Below are 20,361 nucleotides of genomic sequence, written 5' to 3'. Positions count from 1 at the left end.
ACTTCACCTCCTCAGGAACTACTAACTTCTTGCTGTTTATGCTCCTCATGATACTCTAGAACTTTGCATAATAGTGTAAACAATTCTCCTCTAGTTATACTTTCTTTAGGCTTGAAAGTATTGTCTGGATAGCCAGTTACAACATTATTTTGCACTCCAGCTCTTATATATTCTAAAGCCCATTGTCCTATTTCATCTTTATCCTCAAATTCCAAATTAAATACTTTTTCATCTTCTAATTTAAACGCTCTAATCAATACTGCTACCATTTCTTCTCTGGAGATATTTCTATCAGGCTTAAATTGATTAAGTGGATATCCTTTAAATATTCCCATTTCCGTTAGAGTATTTACATATCCTTTTACCCAACCAGGTATAACATCACTGTATTTAGGCTCTTTTGAATTATCTTCTTCAACCCCTAAAGCTCTACCTATCAATGCAGCTACTTCTTGTCTAGTTACATAGTTTTCGGGTCTTATGGTACCATCAGGATACCCTTTTATTATGTCATAATCAATTAGGGTTATTATACAGTCATGGGCCCAGTGACTTTGAATATCTGGTGGTTCATCTGAGCTATCTGAGTCATCTATTTCACTTAAACCCTCTGCGTTACTTGATTCATCAGAATCAGTTTCCTTATCCGAATCATCGGAATCATTGTGTGAATCTGGGGGATCATACTTTGGATTTTCATGGCTATTGATTATAAAGCTTACATTAGCCCTAATCCCTTGTAATTCATTGCCAGCGTCTTCTTTCATATGAACAGTATATTCTAAATCAACATATTTATTTGATCTAATACTAAACTGATCTGATGTAGGTAGGTCATATCCATCATATTCCAGATTGTTTTTTCCATAAAGCATTTCAAAAAAACTTTTGTCAAAAATTGTATTTGTAAAGTTTAGTATTGTTCCTTTCTTTACCGTTACCTTCATACTTTTAGCGTAGGTTTCAATCAGTTCTTTATCTGTAATTTTTTTATATTTGCCATTCTCTAACTTTTCCAAATTCATAACTAAGCTAAGATTATTCACTTTAATTCTCTCGGAATAATTATTATAAATTCTCCAGGTCCCATTTTTAGTAACTCCAGGAGCCCAAAGTGAGTTTGCCGATGCATCTCCTGAAGTATGAAACATAGGCCCACCTTCAGAATCCTCCCCCTGTATATATAATGTTATATCAGGTTGAGCTTTATTATCAGCATATCCATATTGAAAATTCGTTGGTACTATTCCAAACAATAATGCAAAAACAATTATTGATGTAACTCTTTTTAAGAAATATTTTCTTACCACACATCCACCTCCCACTTGCAAAAGTCTATAAATATCTTTGACTTTTATGAAGTATTAATACAAGTAGAGTTGAGTCAACTCTACTTGTATTAACTCTATCTATCAAATGACCAATATTGTATTGGTAAACTTTGAATAGTATCTATCTCTGGGTTTCCAGGTGAATTCAGGTCTTCATATTGAGTACCTGATAATTTTATTTCCATTCCATCCCAATCAGATGGAAAAGCTGACATTGCAATGCTGATATTATCTTCTGATGGATCCCAAATAACATCCCATTTATCTAAATCGACCTCTTCACCAGTCAGCATATCATATACTTCTATATCCTCTGATAAGTGTTGAGTTTTAATTGTCCACCAAAGAAATGGCTCTTCTGTTTCCCATCGTTCCTCAGTTATTTGAGCATTAGGATCACCAGTTTCGTGTTTTATCATAATTTCATAGAATTCATAATCACTATCATCTGGATTCCAATCCCAGTCAAAAGTCACCAGATTTCTAAGAAGAGGCCTATGATTTATACCTTTAACTGAGAAATTCGTTACACTCCCTTGTTGTAAATCATGCCACTGATTTTGGGGATCTCCCTGAATAGGAACATTGTTTTGCTTAGCATATAGTGTTAGATCACATATCATGCTTAGTCCTTGATATTCATTAGTAACTTCAGGTGGCAATTCGGCATAAATTTTCATCACCTTCTTTTCACCTGGTCGTACATCATATATAGGATCAAAAAATCCTCCATTATCAAGCTTTAATTGACTTAATTTGCCATAGTATACTTGTTCTTCATCTGCATCTTCTTCCATATCCTTTAAAGTGATTTTTAATGTTAAGACATCATTTAATTTAGTATCATCAATCTCATTGTTCAGATTATTATCCTCTAACTGTGATGCTGTCATTCTATATAGATAAAAAGGTAGTGACCCTACATTTTTTAATATAGTTTCTTGTACCTGCACAAATGGTTGACCAGGCTCCATATCTGGAAACTCTACTTTCTCAAATGTATTATAAATATCATCATTATTAGCTCCTTCCGAGCCTAAGATCAATGTACCAGCTGCAAAAACATTATTATCACTAGTAGCTTGACTAGTGAACCAAGCCATAGTTCCTGCCCCAGCCATCGAACAAATTAAAATTACAACGAGAATTACACCCAAGCTTTTCTTCTTCACCTAATTCCCTCCTTCTTAATATGAAATGGTTTTAATTATTCAAGCATATTAAAAGCAAAATTATCATATTTGCATAAATTTCTTCCAGTTTGATCTTTTCTACTCAGGACTAACTTGATTTAAAAGATAGGGATAAGCATAATTAGCTATATATTCATCAGATACACCTTCTAAATTTAAAGCTTGTATTGCTCCTTCTCTAACTTGTGTACCATATACTTCATAACCTAAATTTGCAGTTTCTCCCTGAGCTGTAGCATTTTTGTCGTATACTAATCTAAATGTTATAGTAAAGTAATCTCCTGGTTTCAGTGCTTCTTCATCCCAAGCAGTTCCAGGTATATCCAGTGGTCCGTTCCCATTTACCCAATCATACATATTTGAAGCGAATTGATCATTATGCTTTACTCCATTTTCGATAAAATTGTCAACACGATATGGTTGACTATCTTCTTTGTGAAAGAATTCTGCTTTGTAATCAGTGATAATCATATCGTCTGCTAGGTTGCCATCTACTGTGAATCTTCCGAAGGTAGCCATGTTGAGACTGCCATCATTTTCTATTGTAATTGAAGCGAATTCTGTTGTATCATCTCCTGTTAATATATCACCTGGTTGAAGATTTGCTGTATTCAAATCTATGTTTATACTTCCTTCACCTGCTGTAGCTAAAGCTAACGTTCCTGTTGCGAAGCTATTGTTGGAGCTAGTTGCTTGGCTAGTGAACCATGCATATGTTCCCATTCCTACACCAAAAGCTAATAATCCTATTAAAGTAATACTCAATAAAGCTTTCTTTGTCATTTAATATTCCTCCCTAATCTTCTAAATTTATCTTTTCTATCCTATCTCTTATTGTGCTATAACATATTGTGTAGTTGAATTACCAGAGTTATCAAAAACAACTATTTCAATTGCTACATTACCATTCTCTAGTGCTTGCCAAAAAGCATCGTCATCTGCATATCCCATTGTTTCATAGTTAGGGTCAACAGTAGTGCTCAACATTGTATTTTTAGGAACAGTGTTTAATACTCTCTCTCCGTTGTATTCTTCTAATCCTTCTACCCCTTGACCAAATCGCACCTTTTCTTCTTCTATATATCCATTTAAATATGCGGACCATGCTTTAAATTTAGTAATTGGCGTATTATCTTCTTTGAGGGCAGGCGAGAAAACACTATTTTCCATTGTTCCATATGTTATTTGTATATCTCCAGGATTGTTTAAATCAAGATTAATCATTTCATCAATTGAAAAGCTTAAACTAATTCTTCTATTATTAGTATTTATTGTTGCCAACTCATTCCCTATTGTAGGAGCTTTTTTATCTTCTTGTTGAGAAATACGTTCCAGCATCTCAGGAACCTTTGCTTCGGCACCTGTTCCAGTTGGTATATTATTATCAATCATTAATTGACGAATCGCTGGTATATTAACCTGTCCCGCTACGACTTTGAATTTCCCTGTTAAAGACAATCCTTGGTAATCGTTATTTGCATTCTCATCGAATGCTAATTCAAACTGCTGAACAAACTTGCTTCCTGGTTTTAAGCCACCTACATCCCATCCATTTGGTATACCCATCTGAGTATTTCCATCATTTAGCCACTCAGCAAGGGATATTTTTCCGTCGCTATTAGCATCAGTAGTATTATTAAAAAATGGATATTGTCCTACTCCTTCTACTATAAAATGATCTTCCCAAAGCTGAGTATATCCTTCATCTCCATCGGTTTTCCACAAAGAGTTTTTCCAGTTCTTAATATATATTGCTTCAGCTAATTTAGTATCTGTTTCATCATTTGGATCATCATCTAGTACAAAATTATCAAAATATCCAAGATCTAAAGATCCACTATTAACTATCTCTATTGTTGCATATCCTGGATCTCCATTGGAATCTCTAGTCACTATATCTCCTGGTTGAATTGGACCATCTATCGAGAAGTCATTTTGTTCTGTATCTTGCCCCTCTAATGAAACAGTCAAAGTTCCAGCAGCAAAAGTATTATTTGAACTTGTTGCTTGACTGGCAAACCATGCAAAAGTGCCCATTCCTGCACTAAATGCTAACAATCCGACTAGTAATAAACTTAAAACTAATCTTTTCTTCAAAATAATCATCCTCCTAAATGTTCTTAATTTTTTTTAGGTTTTGTGGTAAAATAGTAGTGAATATATTTACATTTTTCTTTTTGGCATGGGATATCTTAGCAGGGATGTCCCATGCTCCCCTTTACTTTTTCATATCACCCCCATATTATAGTGTTCTTTCATGTACTAGATATATAATCTACAGATATTACTAAGTTTTATACTTCCATATCATCCTTCGGATTAGCTTCTTTGTTTTTATCCACTTGAGAAAATATGGATTTTATTTCTCCTACTAAAAGGAAAGTTATTGGCAAAATCACTAGTAATATAAGTCCTAATGGACTTTTAATCCAGTTAACTATGTATCCTCCCTTGGGAATACTAAAAGCTAACCTACCAACCACTTGTTCGGATGATATCAGTCTTTGATCTTCGGTATTGTTAGCATCTCCCTTAGTTTTAAAATAAAGATGTTGGTCCTCATTTGTAATTTCAATAATCCTATGAGTTATCAACGTTGAGTTGCTTACCCTATATGTAATTACATCATTAACTTTGAGAATATTAGGGTCAGTTGCCTTAACAATAACCATATCACCAGGCTTAAGGGTTGGGTCCATACTTCCTGTAAGCACTGACATAGGCTTGTAGCCTAATACTGAAGGTATATAACTAGGATCATTTCTTGATTTAAATGATGAATACAAGGATGTAACAACTAACACAACTAAAATAATAATTGCAATATTTGATGACCACTTAATCAATTTTTTCACTATACTTTTATTCTTTTCTGTTTCTTTAGCTATTTCTTTCATAAAAGTTCCTCCTTATCAATAGATCTTTGCTTATAAATCTACAGTAAAAAATCCTTATTTTATAATATCCATAAAACAAGGCCGGTTGCACCACTGACTCCGTATATCCTAGGTGCCCACTTAAAGAATATACATCATAATCTCCAAAATCTAATTAACGCATATGAAAATCATATCTTTACACAGTACAATATTTTCATTAATTTACTAACTGTGTAACAATAGAACAAGATTAGATTCAATTAACGTTTGAGGTTATTATTTCCACAAATTTATATTTTAGACTAATTTTTTTCTTTTTTTATTTTTTTAAAAAATCCGTTAAATAAATCTCTTTTCAAAGAAATAAAGACTTATAAAAATATTTAATTTCCTCAAATAAAAAAACAAGGACCTCAAAGGCCCTTATTTATAATGTGACATAAAATATTTATTTTGTTTTTTATAATTAATCGATCTTATATACATGCGTTTCATGAAGCCCTAATAGCTTACATAATATAGTGAATACTTCTGCCCTAGTTATATCATTTTTAGGTTTAAATGTACCATCTGGGTATCCAGTAATCACATTATTCTCCACTCCTGATTTAACATAGTCTACAGCCCAAAAGCCAATATCATCTTTATCTTTAAAATCTAATTTATTATTTGCATCTAAGCTCTTTTCAAAGCCTCTAATTAATACAGCTACTACCTCTTCCCTAGAAATATATTTATCTGATCTAAAGGTGTTATCAGGGTATCCAGTATATATATTATAGTCCGTTAAAGCAACTACATATCCTTCTACCCATTTAGGTATATCATCTTTGTATACTGGTTCCTTAGAAAAGTCTTCCTCAACCTTCAATGCCCTTGCAACCAATGCTGCTACTTCAGCTCTAGTCACCTTATACTCAGGACGTATAGTTCCATCAGGATAACCTTTTATAACTCCATGTTCAATTAAAGTAATTATACAATCATGAGCCCAATGATCCTGAGTATCAGTTGGTTCTTCTGGCTCTTCTACTGTAGGTGGCTCCTCTGGAGGTGGGTCACTTGGTGGAGTTACTGGTGGATCTGGATCATTTGGTGGGTCATCTGGCGGATCGTCTGGTGGATCATTTATTGTATCACCACTTGAATTAATAACGAAATTTATTTGAGCGCTAAGATCTTGTAGCTCATCACCCGACTCCTTATTCATATATAGAGTATATTTGAGATCTATGGATTTTCCATTTCTAATTGTAAACTGATCGTCAACTATAATATCATAGCCATTATAATCATCATTATTATGAGAATATAACAATTTATGGATTTTTGTTTCTGCCAGGATTACTTTATCAAAAGCAAAAAGATATCCTTTTTCAATACTAAGCTTCATATTATTAAGAAATGAATTTAGTACAACTTCTTTATCTATTCCTAGTTTTGTATCTGTTAATTTAACTTGTATACCTAAATTATCTACTTTCACAGTTCTTCCTGTATTATTAGCTACTCTAATGATTCCTTCTTTTTTTAACCCTGGAAACCATAAACCAGTACCATATAAATTCCCTTGTTGACTAGTTCCTCCTTTTTCGAGAGTCACTAACACATTAGGCACTTGTGAGTTTCGTGTTGCATAAGAAGTATTGATGATTCCATAGGTAAAAATTGACATCATTACAATAACTAGAATTATGTAGAAGAAATTCTTTCTATACCTTCCCTTACCATTACTCATTTTTACCCCCCATTAATTCAACTCATTTTTAAATTTTATTAATACTACTTAATTATAAAACTATACCTAAAATATCATTTGAGTTATATATATTAAGCTCTTTACTATATCATTGAAAAAGTATACTCCTATCTTCCTAAATTATATCTAAGTTTTTTTACTTTTTCGCCATACATAATGCTAATTTTATATAGTACTTTATGTTACTCTATTTACTACTAAAGTAGTATTTAAAAATAGAAAAGCAGGTGTTCAGCCTACTTTTCTATATCCTTAACTCTCTATATCACTTTTCTTTATTTTATCTTTTTTTGATTTTGATGAACTTAACTTTAATTTTGATAACCTCTCTCTTAAGCTCTTAGGAGCCATATTACCGTTATTATCATCTCTTATATTTTTGGCTTGAGAAGTGAGTTTATCCATATCCTTATTGATATCATAAACATAGATTTCATTATCATCAGTTACATAGAATCTATCAAGTTTTTTATAGTTCGAACTATATCTGTACATAATAGGTCTTCCAAATTCATCGGAAATTTTAACTAAGTCACCTATTGATTCAACTGCATTTTGTTCTAAATATGAGTTTCCAAATTCATTATTTAAAGCCACTAATCTATCTCCGTATTTCTTAAATATTTTATTAAGTCTCTTTTCTTTAGGATCATTAACAGCTTTACCCTTTGTTAGAAGTAATACAACTAATAATATTATACCTAACAAACAAATTGTAACCACGTAAAGCTTAACTCTCTCTTCATCAGGTGGCAATAACATTTTTTGAGTTTCTTCTATAGCACCAGACTTTTTACTTTCTAATTTCCCTTCCACTTCAAAATAGCTTGTATTTAAAGGTATTGTTATTGAAGGTGATAGATCTTCTTCTATAACACCTTTGCCAGTATCAACATTAACATCTACATTCATAAATACTATTAGTCTAACATTTGAATTTACTTTCGAATCCTGAATAACTTGTCTTGCAAAGTCGTTGTATTGATTATAGTCTAATGATATATTTTCACCTATATGCAATTTAGTATCGTTACTATTAATTTTATTCTCATCTGCTAAAATAAAATCTTTATTCCAAATTACTTTATATGTTTCATTACTAATAGTATAGCCCTCTACCCTAGCTATTACCTTATAGCTTCCCTGAATATTTGCAATACTTTCTCCATCAAACTCATATATAAACGATGTATCAATATAATCTACAAATTGTGTTATATAAATATTATCTTTTCCCACACTTTCCTTATCATATAAAAGATTGGGTTTTAAAAAAACTTCATAGTCCATATTTGTTTTATTATTATAACTATATAAAGATATCTTCTTTTCTTCAAATCTTGGATTGTTTTTTTCTGTATATAATAAGAAAGATAAAACTCCAATTAATATAATCAAAATGATTATCAGTCCACGTTTAAAATGATTATTTATATGTACCCTCATTCTCAACACCCCTACAAGTCTTTTATATGTGTATTCCACATAAGCTACACTTATCCTTTATCTAGTTTTGTTGCTATTTGTCAACTTTTCTGTATTCTATATAACTCTTGCTTTTTATTTTTTTATTGCTAAAAATAGTTATTTTCAAAGTAGAAAATAGGAGCAGGAATCTTTCCTACTCCTATTACTTATATATTTCTATTATCTATTGAACGTCTCCATCTCCACCATATCCATTATCTCCATCGTATGGATTTTCAGTTGGATCAGTTGTCCATTGTTCCCAATTAAATGTTATCTTGAACTTAACATTTTTATTTTGGAACTCATTGCCAGCATCTGGATCAAGTTTAATTTTTATGCAACCATTCTCTTCTCCATCACCTAATGAAAGCCATCCACCTGGTTCAATAACTGCATTATGGTCATTAATATTAGCAACTAAAGCATTAAGAGCTCCTTGAAGTCCTCTCCAATTTTCACGATTCCATTCTACATGATCCCAATCATCTTTAGAGCCATCACCATTAATGTCAGCTTTCCAAGAAGTTTGACCTAATAATAAATTGAATAAATCTTCATTTCCACTAAGGTATTCAACCTTTGCACTCTTTAGCTTAGCAGGAATTGTACCATTATTAGTTGTTGTCATATCAACTTGAACTGTTCCACCAGGATATAAATCATTAAATTCAACTACAGCTGATGTTGCATTATGGTCAACATTACCACCATGAGTCCAGTCATATTCGTGCCAATCATGTGCTTCGTTCGCCTCTTGTCTATCACCAGTGCGAATAGAGGTATCAGTAATTTCCATCTTGAAATTACCAGTTCTCACAGTTGTTGTCAAGAATGTTTGGTTACTCCATGCCGCATAACCAGCACCCATTAGCATAACTGCTACTGCTAATGCAAGAGCTAAAAATTTAGTTTTTTTCATCAAAATCCCACTCCTTTTCTTGTTTTGAGCTTATCGAGCTCTTTCATTTATAATTATAGAATGACAGTAGCTTTATTTCGCCATTATAAAGTTTACTTTCCAATAGTGACTATGTGTTATTTTCAATGGTACTATTGAGTTAAATATCTACTTCTTTAGTAGTATAATGTAGCACTAAACTATCTATTATAGCAAATCTTACTATGACCATAAAAAATACTCCCCTTGTACTGACAGTCTTATCAATTTGACTGTCTACTACCAGGGGAGCATATCATATGCATGCTATTTTTTCTCCTTAGAATACTATTCCCTTGAGAGGAATATTTTCTTCGCTCTTTATTAATAGTGTTGGCCATCCTATCTTGGGAACAACAAAAACGATTTTTCCTCTTATATCATTTGGAGATACTAGCTCTTGATCTGGTCCAGAGTTATTATCCCCTTTAGTCTTATATCTTTTACCTTCATTATCTTCTATTATTTCAATTACTCTATGGGAAATCAAAATATTTCCTCGTTCAAATTGAATTACATCGTTTATCTTCAAATCATTTATATCATCCATGCTTTTTACTTTTTTTACTAAAATAACATCTCCTGGCTTAATCAGGGGCTCCATACTACCTGTAGCTATAACAGAAGGATAAACAGGGAACACTCCCACAGAAAACCATACTATCCCTATGGAAACCACACTTACCAATAACCAACTAAGAGGACTTTCATTGTCTTTTTTTGATTTATTAATTTGCTTCGAAGCATCTAAATATATATTCTGAACTGACATCATAAAAAAAATTGGACAAAGTACGCCTATCAATGCAGTTGTTATCCATTGAAAGTCAGGAAGTATAGGAGACAGCCAGTGAAACCCATCTACTGTACCTATATATATGATTGAAGTTAAAGGGCCACCTAAAAAAACCAAATATGTAGCCAATAGATGTTTTGAAAACTCTGGAGCTAAGCTTTCAGCTATAAATTCTACCAAATTCTCATGTCCACTTATATTTATATAACTGTTAAATGATATTGAAATAAAAGTTGTAAATAATGTTATCAATATGAATACCTTATAATTTTCTTTTTTCACTATTCTATTAACTAAATATCCACGAAATATTTCCCTTCCTATTAAAGCACTTCCAACAAATATTACATTCTTCAATATACCTATAGGCGAATGTGCATAAGGACTTTTCCCCAAGCCTTCTATAAATATGCCTACTATGACGGAGCAGGCTATATAAATAATAGCAAAGTTAAAGGCCCATAAATTTACCAAGCCTCTAAGTTTTAGTAATGCATGTCCATTTGCTCTTGGGTAAAGCCATATAGTTAATACAACTATACCCCATAATATCGGTTTAATTATGTAATTGAAGCTTTGACTCCCTATGATTGAAGGAATGCTGCTATTCTCTATGCAATATATGACTATAACCATTAATACTAATATAGAACACCTTAGTTTAGATACCTTTGTGGGTAAAAAGTCTTCTTTTATCATCATTACATTTCCCCTTTTTATCCTAAAAAATCGTATATTAGTTATATCTGTTACACATTTTGTTAACTCATCATTTACCATTATCAAATGTACTTATTTCATATCCATTATTTTAATTTTCATTATTAGAATTGTATTCCTTACTAGTCTTTTCAATTACATTTAAGTTATTACTATTTTCTTCGCCCTTACTTTCTTTAGTATCATCAGATTTTATTTCTTTATTTATAGAATTCTCCTGCAAATTTTTTATTCCATCATTTTTTGGTGAGTCCATTTCTTGAGTTTTGACCTTTGTATTTGAATTTTTATCTTCATTACTTTTGCTTTCATCTATCTTCTCTGCATTCTTTTCTTCAGATAATTCACTATTTATTTTCATATCTTCATTTTCCGCATTTACTTCAATAGTTTCATTTTCTATATCTTTTTCTTCTTCTACTATTTTAGGTTCATCCTCATAAATAGATTTATCTATTGATTTATCCCCATTTTCTTCAATCTCTTTATCAATTATGTCTACAGTTTCTTGACCTTGAAGTTGTCTATCCTTGTCTGTAGTATCACCAGCCTTTTCTTGCATTTCTTCAATTGCTATTGAAGGCGTTGCAGTCAAAGGATTATCTTGGGACTCAGAAGGTAATGATTGAACTTTAACTTCTCCAGTTATTGTTAAACTATCTTTCCAGTACCCATATCCACCTGACATCAACATTAATGCACCTAAAAGACTAAAAGCTATAATAATCGTTCCTTTTTTCATATTATACCTCCATGCATATTATTATTAAGTAGGATCAAGCCTTACTTAACTTATACTAATAATAATTTTTAATTATCTATTCCATTGTTTATAGTTCAATATTATATCGAAGGGATATTCTCCAGGTTTATCTGTTTCTAATGTTATAGCAATTGATTTTTCCTCTTCTGGATTTAATATTCCATCATATTCTGATGTTGATATATTAAGTTTAGAGCAAGAAGATGTATCTATATCACTTAATCGAATAGGTATACTTCCTTCATTTATGATTGTATAATTCAACTTTTTAGTATATTTTTCACCGTCTTTAATCTTTATAATATCATTAAAATCCTTATCTCCTTCAACTGATACACTCATTCTTCCAGTTGTCACAGTAGTATTAATATTTAATCCATCATTCCAGTATGCATAACTTATTCCCATAGCATTTAACATAGCTACAGAAGTCACAACCATTATAAATTTACTTGTAGACATACTTCTCTTTCTCTTCCTGGTCAATTAATTTTCCTCCCTCCAATATTCAACTGAAACTAACTAATATAAGCTTTAAAAATTAGCTGAATCTTTTATAAACAGAGCTGCCTCTGTTCTATGACTAAGTTCTAGCTTAGATAGAATATTACTTACATGTTTTTTTACTGTATTTTCTGATATATATAATTGATTAGCAATTTCTATATTGCTAAGACCCCTGCCAAGTTCATTGAGTACTTCCCTCTCTCTGGGTGTCAACTCACTTAAATCATTTCTATAAGTACTTTGCATATTATACTCCATAATTTCAGAATCATAGAATTTTTTGCCCCTGGTCACTACCTTTAAAGCATATAATATATCATCCATGAAGGATTCTTTTAATATATATGCATCAACACCTACTTTTTTAGCTTCGGAAAAGTCCTCATACCTCAAGGAGGAAGTTAACATAATAAATTTTGTCTTTATATCCATATTCTTTGCTCTATTTACAATTTCCAGCCCGCTCTCTTTGCCCAATCTTAAGTCGATTATAGCTATTTCAAATTTATAATATGCTAATAATTCCACTGCTTCACTAACATTTGAAGCCTCTTTAGTTTCTTCGATGTCATCTTCATAAGTTAATATAGAAGCTAACCCTCTCCTTATTAAAGGATGATCATCAACTAAAAGTATTCTCATACTATTTCCTCCTTATTTAAATAATACTTATTAGGTATAGTAATATTTATTTCAGTTCCCTTTTCTATATCACTAAAAAATAATATTTTTCCATTAAGAGAATTAATTAAATACTCTATGTTTCCAAGTCCTAATCCTAACTTCTGTTCCTTCCTAATTTTTTCATAGTTAAACCCTATTCCATTATCAGTTATTTTAAGAGATGTGGTACTCGCTTTGATAATCAACTCAATTACTATACTGCTTGATTTACCATGCCTTACCGCATTACTTATCCCTTCACTCACAACTCTATACAGAGCATTCTTCTGCTGTGATGATAAAAAATCAGTATTTCCCTGAACTTCAAAATTAATATTAACATGATTAAGTTTTATTACTTCGTTTATATAATTATTAATATCGGTTATAAACCAATTAATCCCTGTTTTTTTCCAATTAAGACCATATACAGTAGCCCTTAGTTCTTTCATAGTTTTATTTAAGGAGTTTCTTATTACCTGTAATTCATCTGTTAATTCATACGTCCTTGAATTTTCAAACGCCTTGGTTAATGCAGTTAGCCCACATGATATAGCAAAAAGTCTCTGTAAAGTACTATCGTGAATCTCATCAGCTATCCTTTTCTGCTCTTCATTTATAATCAAATGATTATTTACTCGTTCCAAATTCAGCTTTTCCAATACAATCCCACCTATTTCTGATAAAAATTTCAACTGATTTATTATTCCATTCTCTTCTTCATCACTTATACGTGTGATTTTTTGAATTCCTAATATTCCAAATATCTTATAATTACTTACTACAGGAGCTATTACAAAAACTTTATTATCAGCAGTAATTTCCTTAGTAGATGCTACTTTTAACATTTCAACTTTTTCTTGTGATAAAACATAATTAATATCTTTTTCTAAGTTGATATTATTCTTTTCATGATTAAATACTATATTGCGCTTTGAGTGTGATAAGTTATAGAAAAAAACTATTTCCGACCGAGTTAATTGCTTTGTATATTTAACAATTAAACTTATTAAGTCAGATTCATTGTCTTCAGAGGTTAATAAGTGTACTGCTTGATATAGCTTCATTACATACTCCATGGACTCCTTGTTTTTTTCGTTTGCTATTTCTAGCTGATGGTTTGCTCTCTCAAGCTTAACTTTTTTATCTTTAATGATATTTATATGCTTGGACAAGTACTGTATTACAACTGTAATTAATATAAAGCTAAGTATTAAATTCATTTCCTCATATACTAAAGCTGTAAAAGGCGTGATTCTTACAATTTTAATCGAATAAAGTATGCATGTTGAACTAAATAAGTAGACAAAAAGGCTTACCCAACAATACCTTTTTTTAAGCTTAATAGAAGATATTAAAATAGTATTCAAAGCATACCAAACATATGGGCTATTAAGTCCTCCTGAAGGTATTAGTATTAATGAATTACCCAAAGTCTCAATTAATAGCAATATTTTTATTTTAAAGGTAGAATCATGGTTTTTTACATATAAATAGTTTAATATTATAGAAGAGATACTAATACAAGATATAATAAAAACCTTTCTATCAATAGAATGTCCTGACCTGTCTATAATGTAAAATAGAGATGTTACAATTAATGATATATACCTATAAAAAAATACTAGTTTAATTTCTTCTAGTTGCTGTATGGCAGGTGATATTCTGGAATATATTTTTTCTAAAGTCAAAACATTTCCCTCCTAATGGTTGTTAGTCTAAAGACATGAAAACTAAACATAAATATCTATATTTTTTAGTCCACGTAATAAAAATACCGACCCTAAAAAAAGGCCGGTTGCACCACTGATTCCATATATCCTAGGTGCCCAAATAACGGATATACTTCATTATCTCCTATCATATAAAAACTGTATTCATCACATTATATGCATGTACAACTTATTATATTCCTAACTTTATTAATTTTTTTTAATATATTTTTACTCATTAGTATTACATCAAATACTACTTTAGAATTATAGCTTTTTTGATTCAACTTTCTAGATTATTATCAAAAAAAAATAAAGCCACCCTTCCTGGGTGGCTTTATTTTAATTAGAATATTTTTTTAACTGATTTGAATCTTTCTATCTTCATTACAAATTGTTACTTCAACTGTTTCGGTCAATATATCTGAATAACTATAAGACACTCTTCTTACTGAATTATATCCTCCGTCAATCTTTACTACGAATATACTAGGGTATGCGTTCTCTAGGACACCTTCTCTGATTGTTGTTTTCTTTCTGCCTTTGTTAGCTTTAAGTCTAACTTTTTGTCCTATGCAGTTTTCTACGTTTTCCTTAATTTTATCTAAAGAGTTCCTTTGTAACAAACAATCACCTTCTTTCAAAATGTATGGCTAATTTATTATAGCATACAAACAAAATCGTGTCAAGTCTTAAATATTTATTATACTACTTTAGTATAGCTTTTGTCAATTGATAAATCCAAACAAAATGCCATAAAATTCTCTATTTTTTCGCTAATACTTATAAAAACTGACAATACCTTGCACTATTCCCTTAGATATCTTTTGAATATTTTTCTTGTCAGCTAGTTTTTCTTCTACATCAGGATTAGTTAAATAATCTATAAATATCTGTATAGCACTATTCCTAACTTCTTTGACCAAAAATAACTCTGCTGTCCTTACGCCTCTATTTATTAAATTTGTCTCCTTGACTAAATTCTCCATTATATAATTTCCTAGGGCTTGACTATCCTTATCGCCTCTATAATGGTATATCTCGCATCCATTTACTGATGTATTAGGGAAGGCACTTAAACTTAAAGTAATAAAAAAATCAGGTTTTTTATCATTAGCAAGTTCTGCCCTTTTACTCAATGATAAGTAACGATCATCTTCTCTAGTTAAGATAACTATAGCCCCTAAATCTTCAAGCCTCTCTTTAGTGTACTTTCCAACTTCTAATACCACATCTTTTTCCTTCATACCTTTGGCTCCTTCTGAACCATTATCTTCTCCACCATGGGCAGGATCCAACATTATTAGTTTTCCACTCAACGGTTTTTTTATACTTGGCTTATTATATTTTTTGACTGCTATTCCTGTATAATAATATTTTAAAATTTCATAATAAGAATGCCCTTTTTGAGCCATTTCATTTCCACCATACTGACAGAAACCTATTCCATGGCCCTTTCCTTGGGTATTAAAAGAAATTACTGCTGGAGATATACTAAACCTTGTAGAGTTCAATCCCAAAAGCTCTCTAATTTCTGTGCCTTTAAATTTTTTTCCTCCTATTTTCATGCTTAATACTCTTCCACTCTCATCTTTATCTACTTCTTCTATGAATCCTTTTATCTCACTTTTTAAACTTGGCGTGATATTTGGGAACTTTATTCTTAATTTATCTTCAATTTCATCAAGAAAAAAGTCTCTTTTATTATCCCAATAAGGCGATTCTTTACAATAGTCACAGAGCACCCGTCTTAAATAAGTAATCTGATTACCTGTGACATTCTCAGAGTTTTCAGTAGCTCCTCCACATGTACTATGATATTTAGCATCTATAGGCTTATTATTATAGGTTATTATCAACCCTTTAGTACTATTAATTGCTTCATTTAGTTTTTTGTTATTTTTTGCATAGTTATCTCCCCATTTATCTTTAATATATTTATTATTTATCATTTCAATACAAAAGTCTCTATCACATATATCACAATCTTCAACTTCACTATATCCTTTGCCTCCAAAACATTTAGCTTCTTTAACAATACGAGTTCTAGCTATTATAGTTTGACACTTCAGCAATTCTATATGAAAATCTATATTAATTTCAGATAATATCATCATTTTAACAACTTCCTCCATAGGAAGACTTTCAATTTTATCAGTTAAACATCTATAAACTTTTATATATATATCATTATTTCCTAACACGGAAATATACCCCCTTCATTTATGCAATAAAATATTATATAAGTCCTCTTTTTATTAATATTAATATAAATTGATATATTATATAGTATGTTTATTACTTTGACCACGTGAGTAAGGAGAAGCCATAATAAATATATTTTTGCATTTATATGCTTAATGAAGGATTTTGTAATTTGATGTCTAATTTATATATTATATGTATTTATCGAAGGGAGGGACGGGGATAACCCCTTAATTATGAAAGGTACAATTGTACAAGCCTGGATAAAAACTTGCCGTAAAATTTACGGCGATGATTTAACAAATGAGGCAATGACAGCTAATAATATGGACCCCAAGAAACTTTTCAAACCAACAGAAGACATTGAAGACAGCTACGCAATGGGTATTGTTGATTTTATTTCAAAAGAAATAGATAAAAAGTCATATGATGTATGGAAGTCAATAGGAAATGATAATGTACTAACATTTTCTGAGGACTATCCAGCCTTCTTTAAGCATAAAAATCTATATTCTTTCTTAAAGTCTATGTATGATGTTCATGTCGTAGTTACACAAAAAATCCCTGGAGCTAAGCCGCCTATATTAAAGATGAAAGCCATAGACGGTTACACTGCTGAAATGACTTATAACTCATCTAGAGGAATGTTTGGTTATTTTCACGGTATGATTGAAGGAGCTGCAAAATTCTACGGAGAGACTATAGAAGTAAAAGAAATTGAAAAAACAAATAGTTATACAAAAATTCATGTGAGATTCTCGGAACAGATTTATTATCATAAATCCTATAAAATAAACAAACTATTATCTTTTGGATTTATAAAAAGTATAGAAGTAAAAATAGGAATAGCTTCCTTATTGTTTATAGGAATCCCTTATGGCATCTTATCAAGATTTATAGATGGAACAATGCTTACAGGAGTTACTTTGGGATTAACTCTATTAGTTCCTTATATTTTTTCTAAATTACTTATGATGCCAAAGAAAAGTGTTTTTAATGTTTTAAATGACTTAAAGAATAGAAATTATTCTGAAGAAACAAATATTTCTACTAATGACTTCTTTGAAGAAATAATAATCTCATTAACTGATTATAGAAACATATTGAAAAGTGATTTTGTTGGTTTTAAAGGCATGACCGATGAGCTTAACGTTTTTGGAGATAAATTTAATGAAATTTCAAAAAAAATGGGTGAGACATCTAAGGATATTTCTGGTGTAGTTGAACAGGTTGCTCAAGGTGCGACGGGACAAGCTAATGAAACTGAATCTGCTGCATACCTATTAAACAACAATATTGAGGCATTAAATAAGATTGTGGAAGAGGAAAATACAAGTAAGAGTGATTTAGAAACGGCAGTTAATAAAATTAGTGATGGTTATGAGGAGCTAAATGACACTTCTGTAAGCTTAAAGAATATTTTAGCTGAATTTGCACAGGTTAAAGAAAGTAGTCTATCAATTCAGACTAGAGCTGAGGATGTTACCAAAATAGTAGAAACTGTAGAATCAATATCTGATCAAACAAATTTACTTGCATTGAATGCAGCAATTGAGGCATCTAGGGCTGGAGAAGCTGGTAGAGGATTTACTGTAGTGGCAGATGAGATAAGAACTCTAGCTGAGGATACGAAGGATGCTGTTAAGAATATAAATGATAATTTAATTTCATTTATTAAAGAAATTAATGACTTAGTTGGACAAATCGAAGTACAGTTTACAGTTCTAGAAGAAGAAAATACTAAGCTTTCAAGTGTTGCAGAATCCAATTATAGCACTGTAAACTCTATTGAAAAGGTATCATCTTCTCTTATTAGAATGATTAACAAATTAACTGACGAAACCAGTTCAATTAATAGCGTTTCTCAAAATATAGAATCTCTAGCTGCTATTGCTGAAGAAAATTCAGCTTCTTCTGAGGAAGTAAGCGCTAATGTTACTGTATATACTCAAGAAATCGACAAAATGATGGAAAGCATTAGAGAATTTAAAAAAGTATCCACAGATTTTAAAGAGGATTTAGGGAAATACTCAATATAGATTTAAAATAAATACTCGAAAAATAAAGTCAGGAGATTTAAATCTCCTGACTTTATTTTTACTTCAAAACATATTCTTTCTAGTTAATACTAAAACAGCAAAAGTAGATAGTACTACAGAAGTTCCTATGATCAATAAGAAAGCATATGGAGAATCCTGTAATGGAAGTCCTATGTTCATCCCATAGAAGCTAGCTAGCATCGTTGGTATAGCCATCACTATTGTTATAGAAGTTAATACCTTCATAACTATGTTTAAATTATTTGATATTACTGATGCAAATGCATCCATCATGCCACTTAATATATTGCTATATATATTGGCCATCTCAATAGCCTGTTTATTCTCAATAATTACATCCTCTAGTAACTCTTCATCTTCCGGATATAGTTTAAGTGCATCTGTTTTTAATAGTTTTTCCATTACTATTTCATTAGCTTTTAATGATGTTGAAAAATAAACCAAACTTTTTTCTAAGTCTAATAATTGTATAAGTTCTTTATTCTTAGTAGACCTATGGAGTCTTCTTTCTATTTCATTACTCATCTTATCTATTTGCTTTAGATATAAGAGATATCTAGCTGCAATTCTAAAAAGTAATTGAAGTACAAATCTATTCCTCTTATAAGTAAAGAATGATTTCACTAAATTTTGCTTAAATTGATCTATTATTGAATTTTCCTTAAGGCATACTGTGATTATTGTCTTATCTGATAATATAATACCCAGTGGAAATGTGTAATAGACATATGACCCGTCCTCTTCTTCCACCATAGGTATATCAACTAAAATAAAAATTTGATTGTTTTCTCTCTCAATTCTAGAACTTTCTTCATCATCCAATGGAGCAAGTAAAAAATCCATATCTATTTCTAAATCCTGATTTACTATATCTAATTCTTCCTTCGTTGGATTTACTAAATTTATCCACACCCCATCTTGGAACTCATTTAATTCCTCTAAAGAATTATTAACTGTTTTGTAAATATTAAGCATAACGTCCACCTCACAATCTTATGTTTCTCCAGTGGATTTCCTATTATACGTGATAAAATCGATGAATATCCAAAGGAGAAAGTTTCATTATTCTATTAGTTCTCAGTAACCCAGGACCTTCATCCATTTTCATCACCCTTTCCATTTCACATTCTAAGAAATTGCATAACTTCTCTTGCATATATTTACATTTTCTATATATTTTTTATGTGAAAATGTAGTATGCAATTTCACAAATAAAATAGCACTATTCAAATTATAACACTTATGCTTATATTAAACCATGTTATTATTATATTTTAATATATACCCTTTAGAATCCAATTAATCAAAACAAGTAATTTTGAATATTTATAGTGAATGGGGGTAAGTGAATAATAAGAGCGATTCA

At 30.8% G+C, this 20,361-nt stretch carries 17 protein-coding genes and 2 riboswitches; of the genes, 1 reads left to right on the top strand and 16 read right to left on the bottom strand.

Features of this window, described 5'->3' with window-relative positions; genetic code table 11:
• Positions 1-11: 11 nt before the first annotated feature.
• From JMO20_RS20565 to spoIID, 15 genes are all read right to left on the bottom strand, one after another.
• On the bottom strand, positions 12-1,310 hold the full coding sequence (locus tag JMO20_RS20565; RefSeq protein WP_202708159.1) for an S-layer homology domain-containing protein: 1,299 nt from the start codon (positions 1,308-1,310) through the stop codon (positions 12-14).
• A gap of 95 nt (positions 1,311-1,405) precedes the next feature.
• On the bottom strand, positions 1,406-2,503 hold the full coding sequence (locus JMO20_RS03565) for a TasA family protein (RefSeq protein WP_202708158.1): 1,098 nt from the start codon (positions 2,501-2,503) through the stop codon (positions 1,406-1,408).
• 99 nt (positions 2,504-2,602) lie between these two features.
• Positions 2,603-3,307, bottom strand: coding sequence for a TasA family protein (locus JMO20_RS03560; protein WP_202708157.1), 705 nt, complete (start codon positions 3,305-3,307; stop codon positions 2,603-2,605).
• A 48-nt stretch (positions 3,308-3,355) separates the two neighbouring features.
• Positions 3,356-4,621, bottom strand: a complete 1,266-nt coding sequence (locus JMO20_RS03555; RefSeq protein ID WP_202708156.1) for a TasA family protein — start codon at positions 4,619-4,621, stop codon at positions 3,356-3,358.
• Between the two features lie 197 nt (positions 4,622-4,818).
• Positions 4,819-5,421, bottom strand: a complete 603-nt coding sequence (locus tag JMO20_RS03550) for a signal peptidase I (RefSeq protein WP_202708155.1) — start codon at positions 5,419-5,421, stop codon at positions 4,819-4,821.
• Positions 5,422-5,491: 70 nt separating this feature from the next.
• Positions 5,492-5,575, bottom strand: a riboswitch (cyclic di-GMP riboswitch).
• A 294-nt stretch (positions 5,576-5,869) separates the two neighbouring features.
• Positions 5,870-7,141 carry an S-layer homology domain-containing protein gene (locus tag JMO20_RS03545; RefSeq protein WP_202708154.1) on the bottom strand — a complete coding sequence of 424 codons (1,272 nt, stop codon included), beginning with the start codon at positions 7,139-7,141 and terminating at the stop codon, positions 5,870-5,872.
• Positions 7,142-7,414: 273 nt separating this feature from the next.
• Positions 7,415-8,608: a DUF5305 family protein gene (locus JMO20_RS03540; protein WP_202708153.1), complete on the bottom strand. Its 1,194-nt coding sequence runs from the start codon at positions 8,606-8,608 to the stop codon at positions 7,415-7,417.
• A 205-nt stretch (positions 8,609-8,813) separates the two neighbouring features.
• On the bottom strand, positions 8,814-9,551 hold the full coding sequence (locus tag JMO20_RS03535; protein WP_202708152.1) for a hypothetical protein: 738 nt from the start codon (positions 9,549-9,551) through the stop codon (positions 8,814-8,816).
• 298 nt (positions 9,552-9,849) lie between these two features.
• A complete protein-coding gene (locus JMO20_RS03530) occupies positions 9,850-11,067 on the bottom strand; it encodes a signal peptidase I (RefSeq protein ID WP_202708151.1) in 1,218 nt (405 codons plus the stop codon).
• A gap of 109 nt (positions 11,068-11,176) precedes the next feature.
• Positions 11,177-11,827 carry a hypothetical protein gene (locus JMO20_RS03525; protein WP_202708150.1) on the bottom strand — a complete coding sequence of 217 codons (651 nt, stop codon included), beginning with the start codon at positions 11,825-11,827 and terminating at the stop codon, positions 11,177-11,179.
• Positions 11,828-11,899: 72 nt separating this feature from the next.
• Positions 11,900-12,334: a TasA family protein gene (locus JMO20_RS03520; RefSeq protein WP_202708149.1), complete on the bottom strand. Its 435-nt coding sequence runs from the start codon at positions 12,332-12,334 to the stop codon at positions 11,900-11,902.
• Between the two features lie 48 nt (positions 12,335-12,382).
• Entirely contained in the window at positions 12,383-12,997 is a 615-nt protein-coding gene (locus tag JMO20_RS03515; protein ID WP_202708148.1) for a response regulator, read from the bottom strand.
• Positions 12,994-14,709 (bottom strand): sensor histidine kinase, encoded by a 1,716-nt coding sequence (locus JMO20_RS03510; RefSeq protein WP_202708147.1) that lies wholly within the window; start codon positions 14,707-14,709, stop codon positions 12,994-12,996. The genes JMO20_RS03515 and JMO20_RS03510 overlap by 4 nt, the downstream gene beginning before the upstream one ends.
• Positions 14,710-14,801: 92 nt before the next feature.
• Positions 14,802-14,885: riboswitch (cyclic di-GMP riboswitch) on the bottom strand.
• Between the two features lie 204 nt (positions 14,886-15,089).
• A complete protein-coding gene (locus tag JMO20_RS03505) occupies positions 15,090-15,356 on the bottom strand; it encodes a Veg family protein (RefSeq protein ID WP_202708146.1) in 267 nt (88 codons plus the stop codon).
• A gap of 150 nt (positions 15,357-15,506) precedes the next feature.
• The gene (gene spoIID, locus JMO20_RS20560) at positions 15,507-16,934 is read right to left on the bottom strand and encodes a stage II sporulation protein D (RefSeq protein ID WP_202708145.1); all 1,428 of its coding nucleotides are present in this window, start codon (positions 16,932-16,934) and stop codon (positions 15,507-15,509) included.
• 237 nt (positions 16,935-17,171) lie between these two features.
• Between spoIID and JMO20_RS03495 the strand changes: the two genes are divergently transcribed.
• Positions 17,172-18,974: a methyl-accepting chemotaxis protein gene (locus JMO20_RS03495; RefSeq protein ID WP_202708144.1), complete on the top strand. Its 1,803-nt coding sequence runs from the start codon at positions 17,172-17,174 to the stop codon at positions 18,972-18,974.
• Positions 18,975-19,037: 63 nt separating this feature from the next.
• Here JMO20_RS03495 and JMO20_RS03490 read toward each other — a convergent pair whose 3' ends face one another.
• Entirely contained in the window at positions 19,038-19,970 is a 933-nt protein-coding gene (locus JMO20_RS03490; RefSeq protein WP_202708143.1) for a magnesium transporter CorA family protein, read from the bottom strand.
• Between the last annotated feature and the right edge of the window lie 391 nt (positions 19,971-20,361).

The organism is Sporosalibacterium faouarense, from assembly GCF_016765695.1.
Lineage (GTDB): Bacteria > Bacillota > Clostridia > Tissierellales > VENL01 > Sporosalibacterium > Sporosalibacterium faouarense.
The sequence above is the reverse complement of the archived record's forward strand: the minus strand, read 5'-3'. Positions and strand labels throughout refer to the sequence as shown.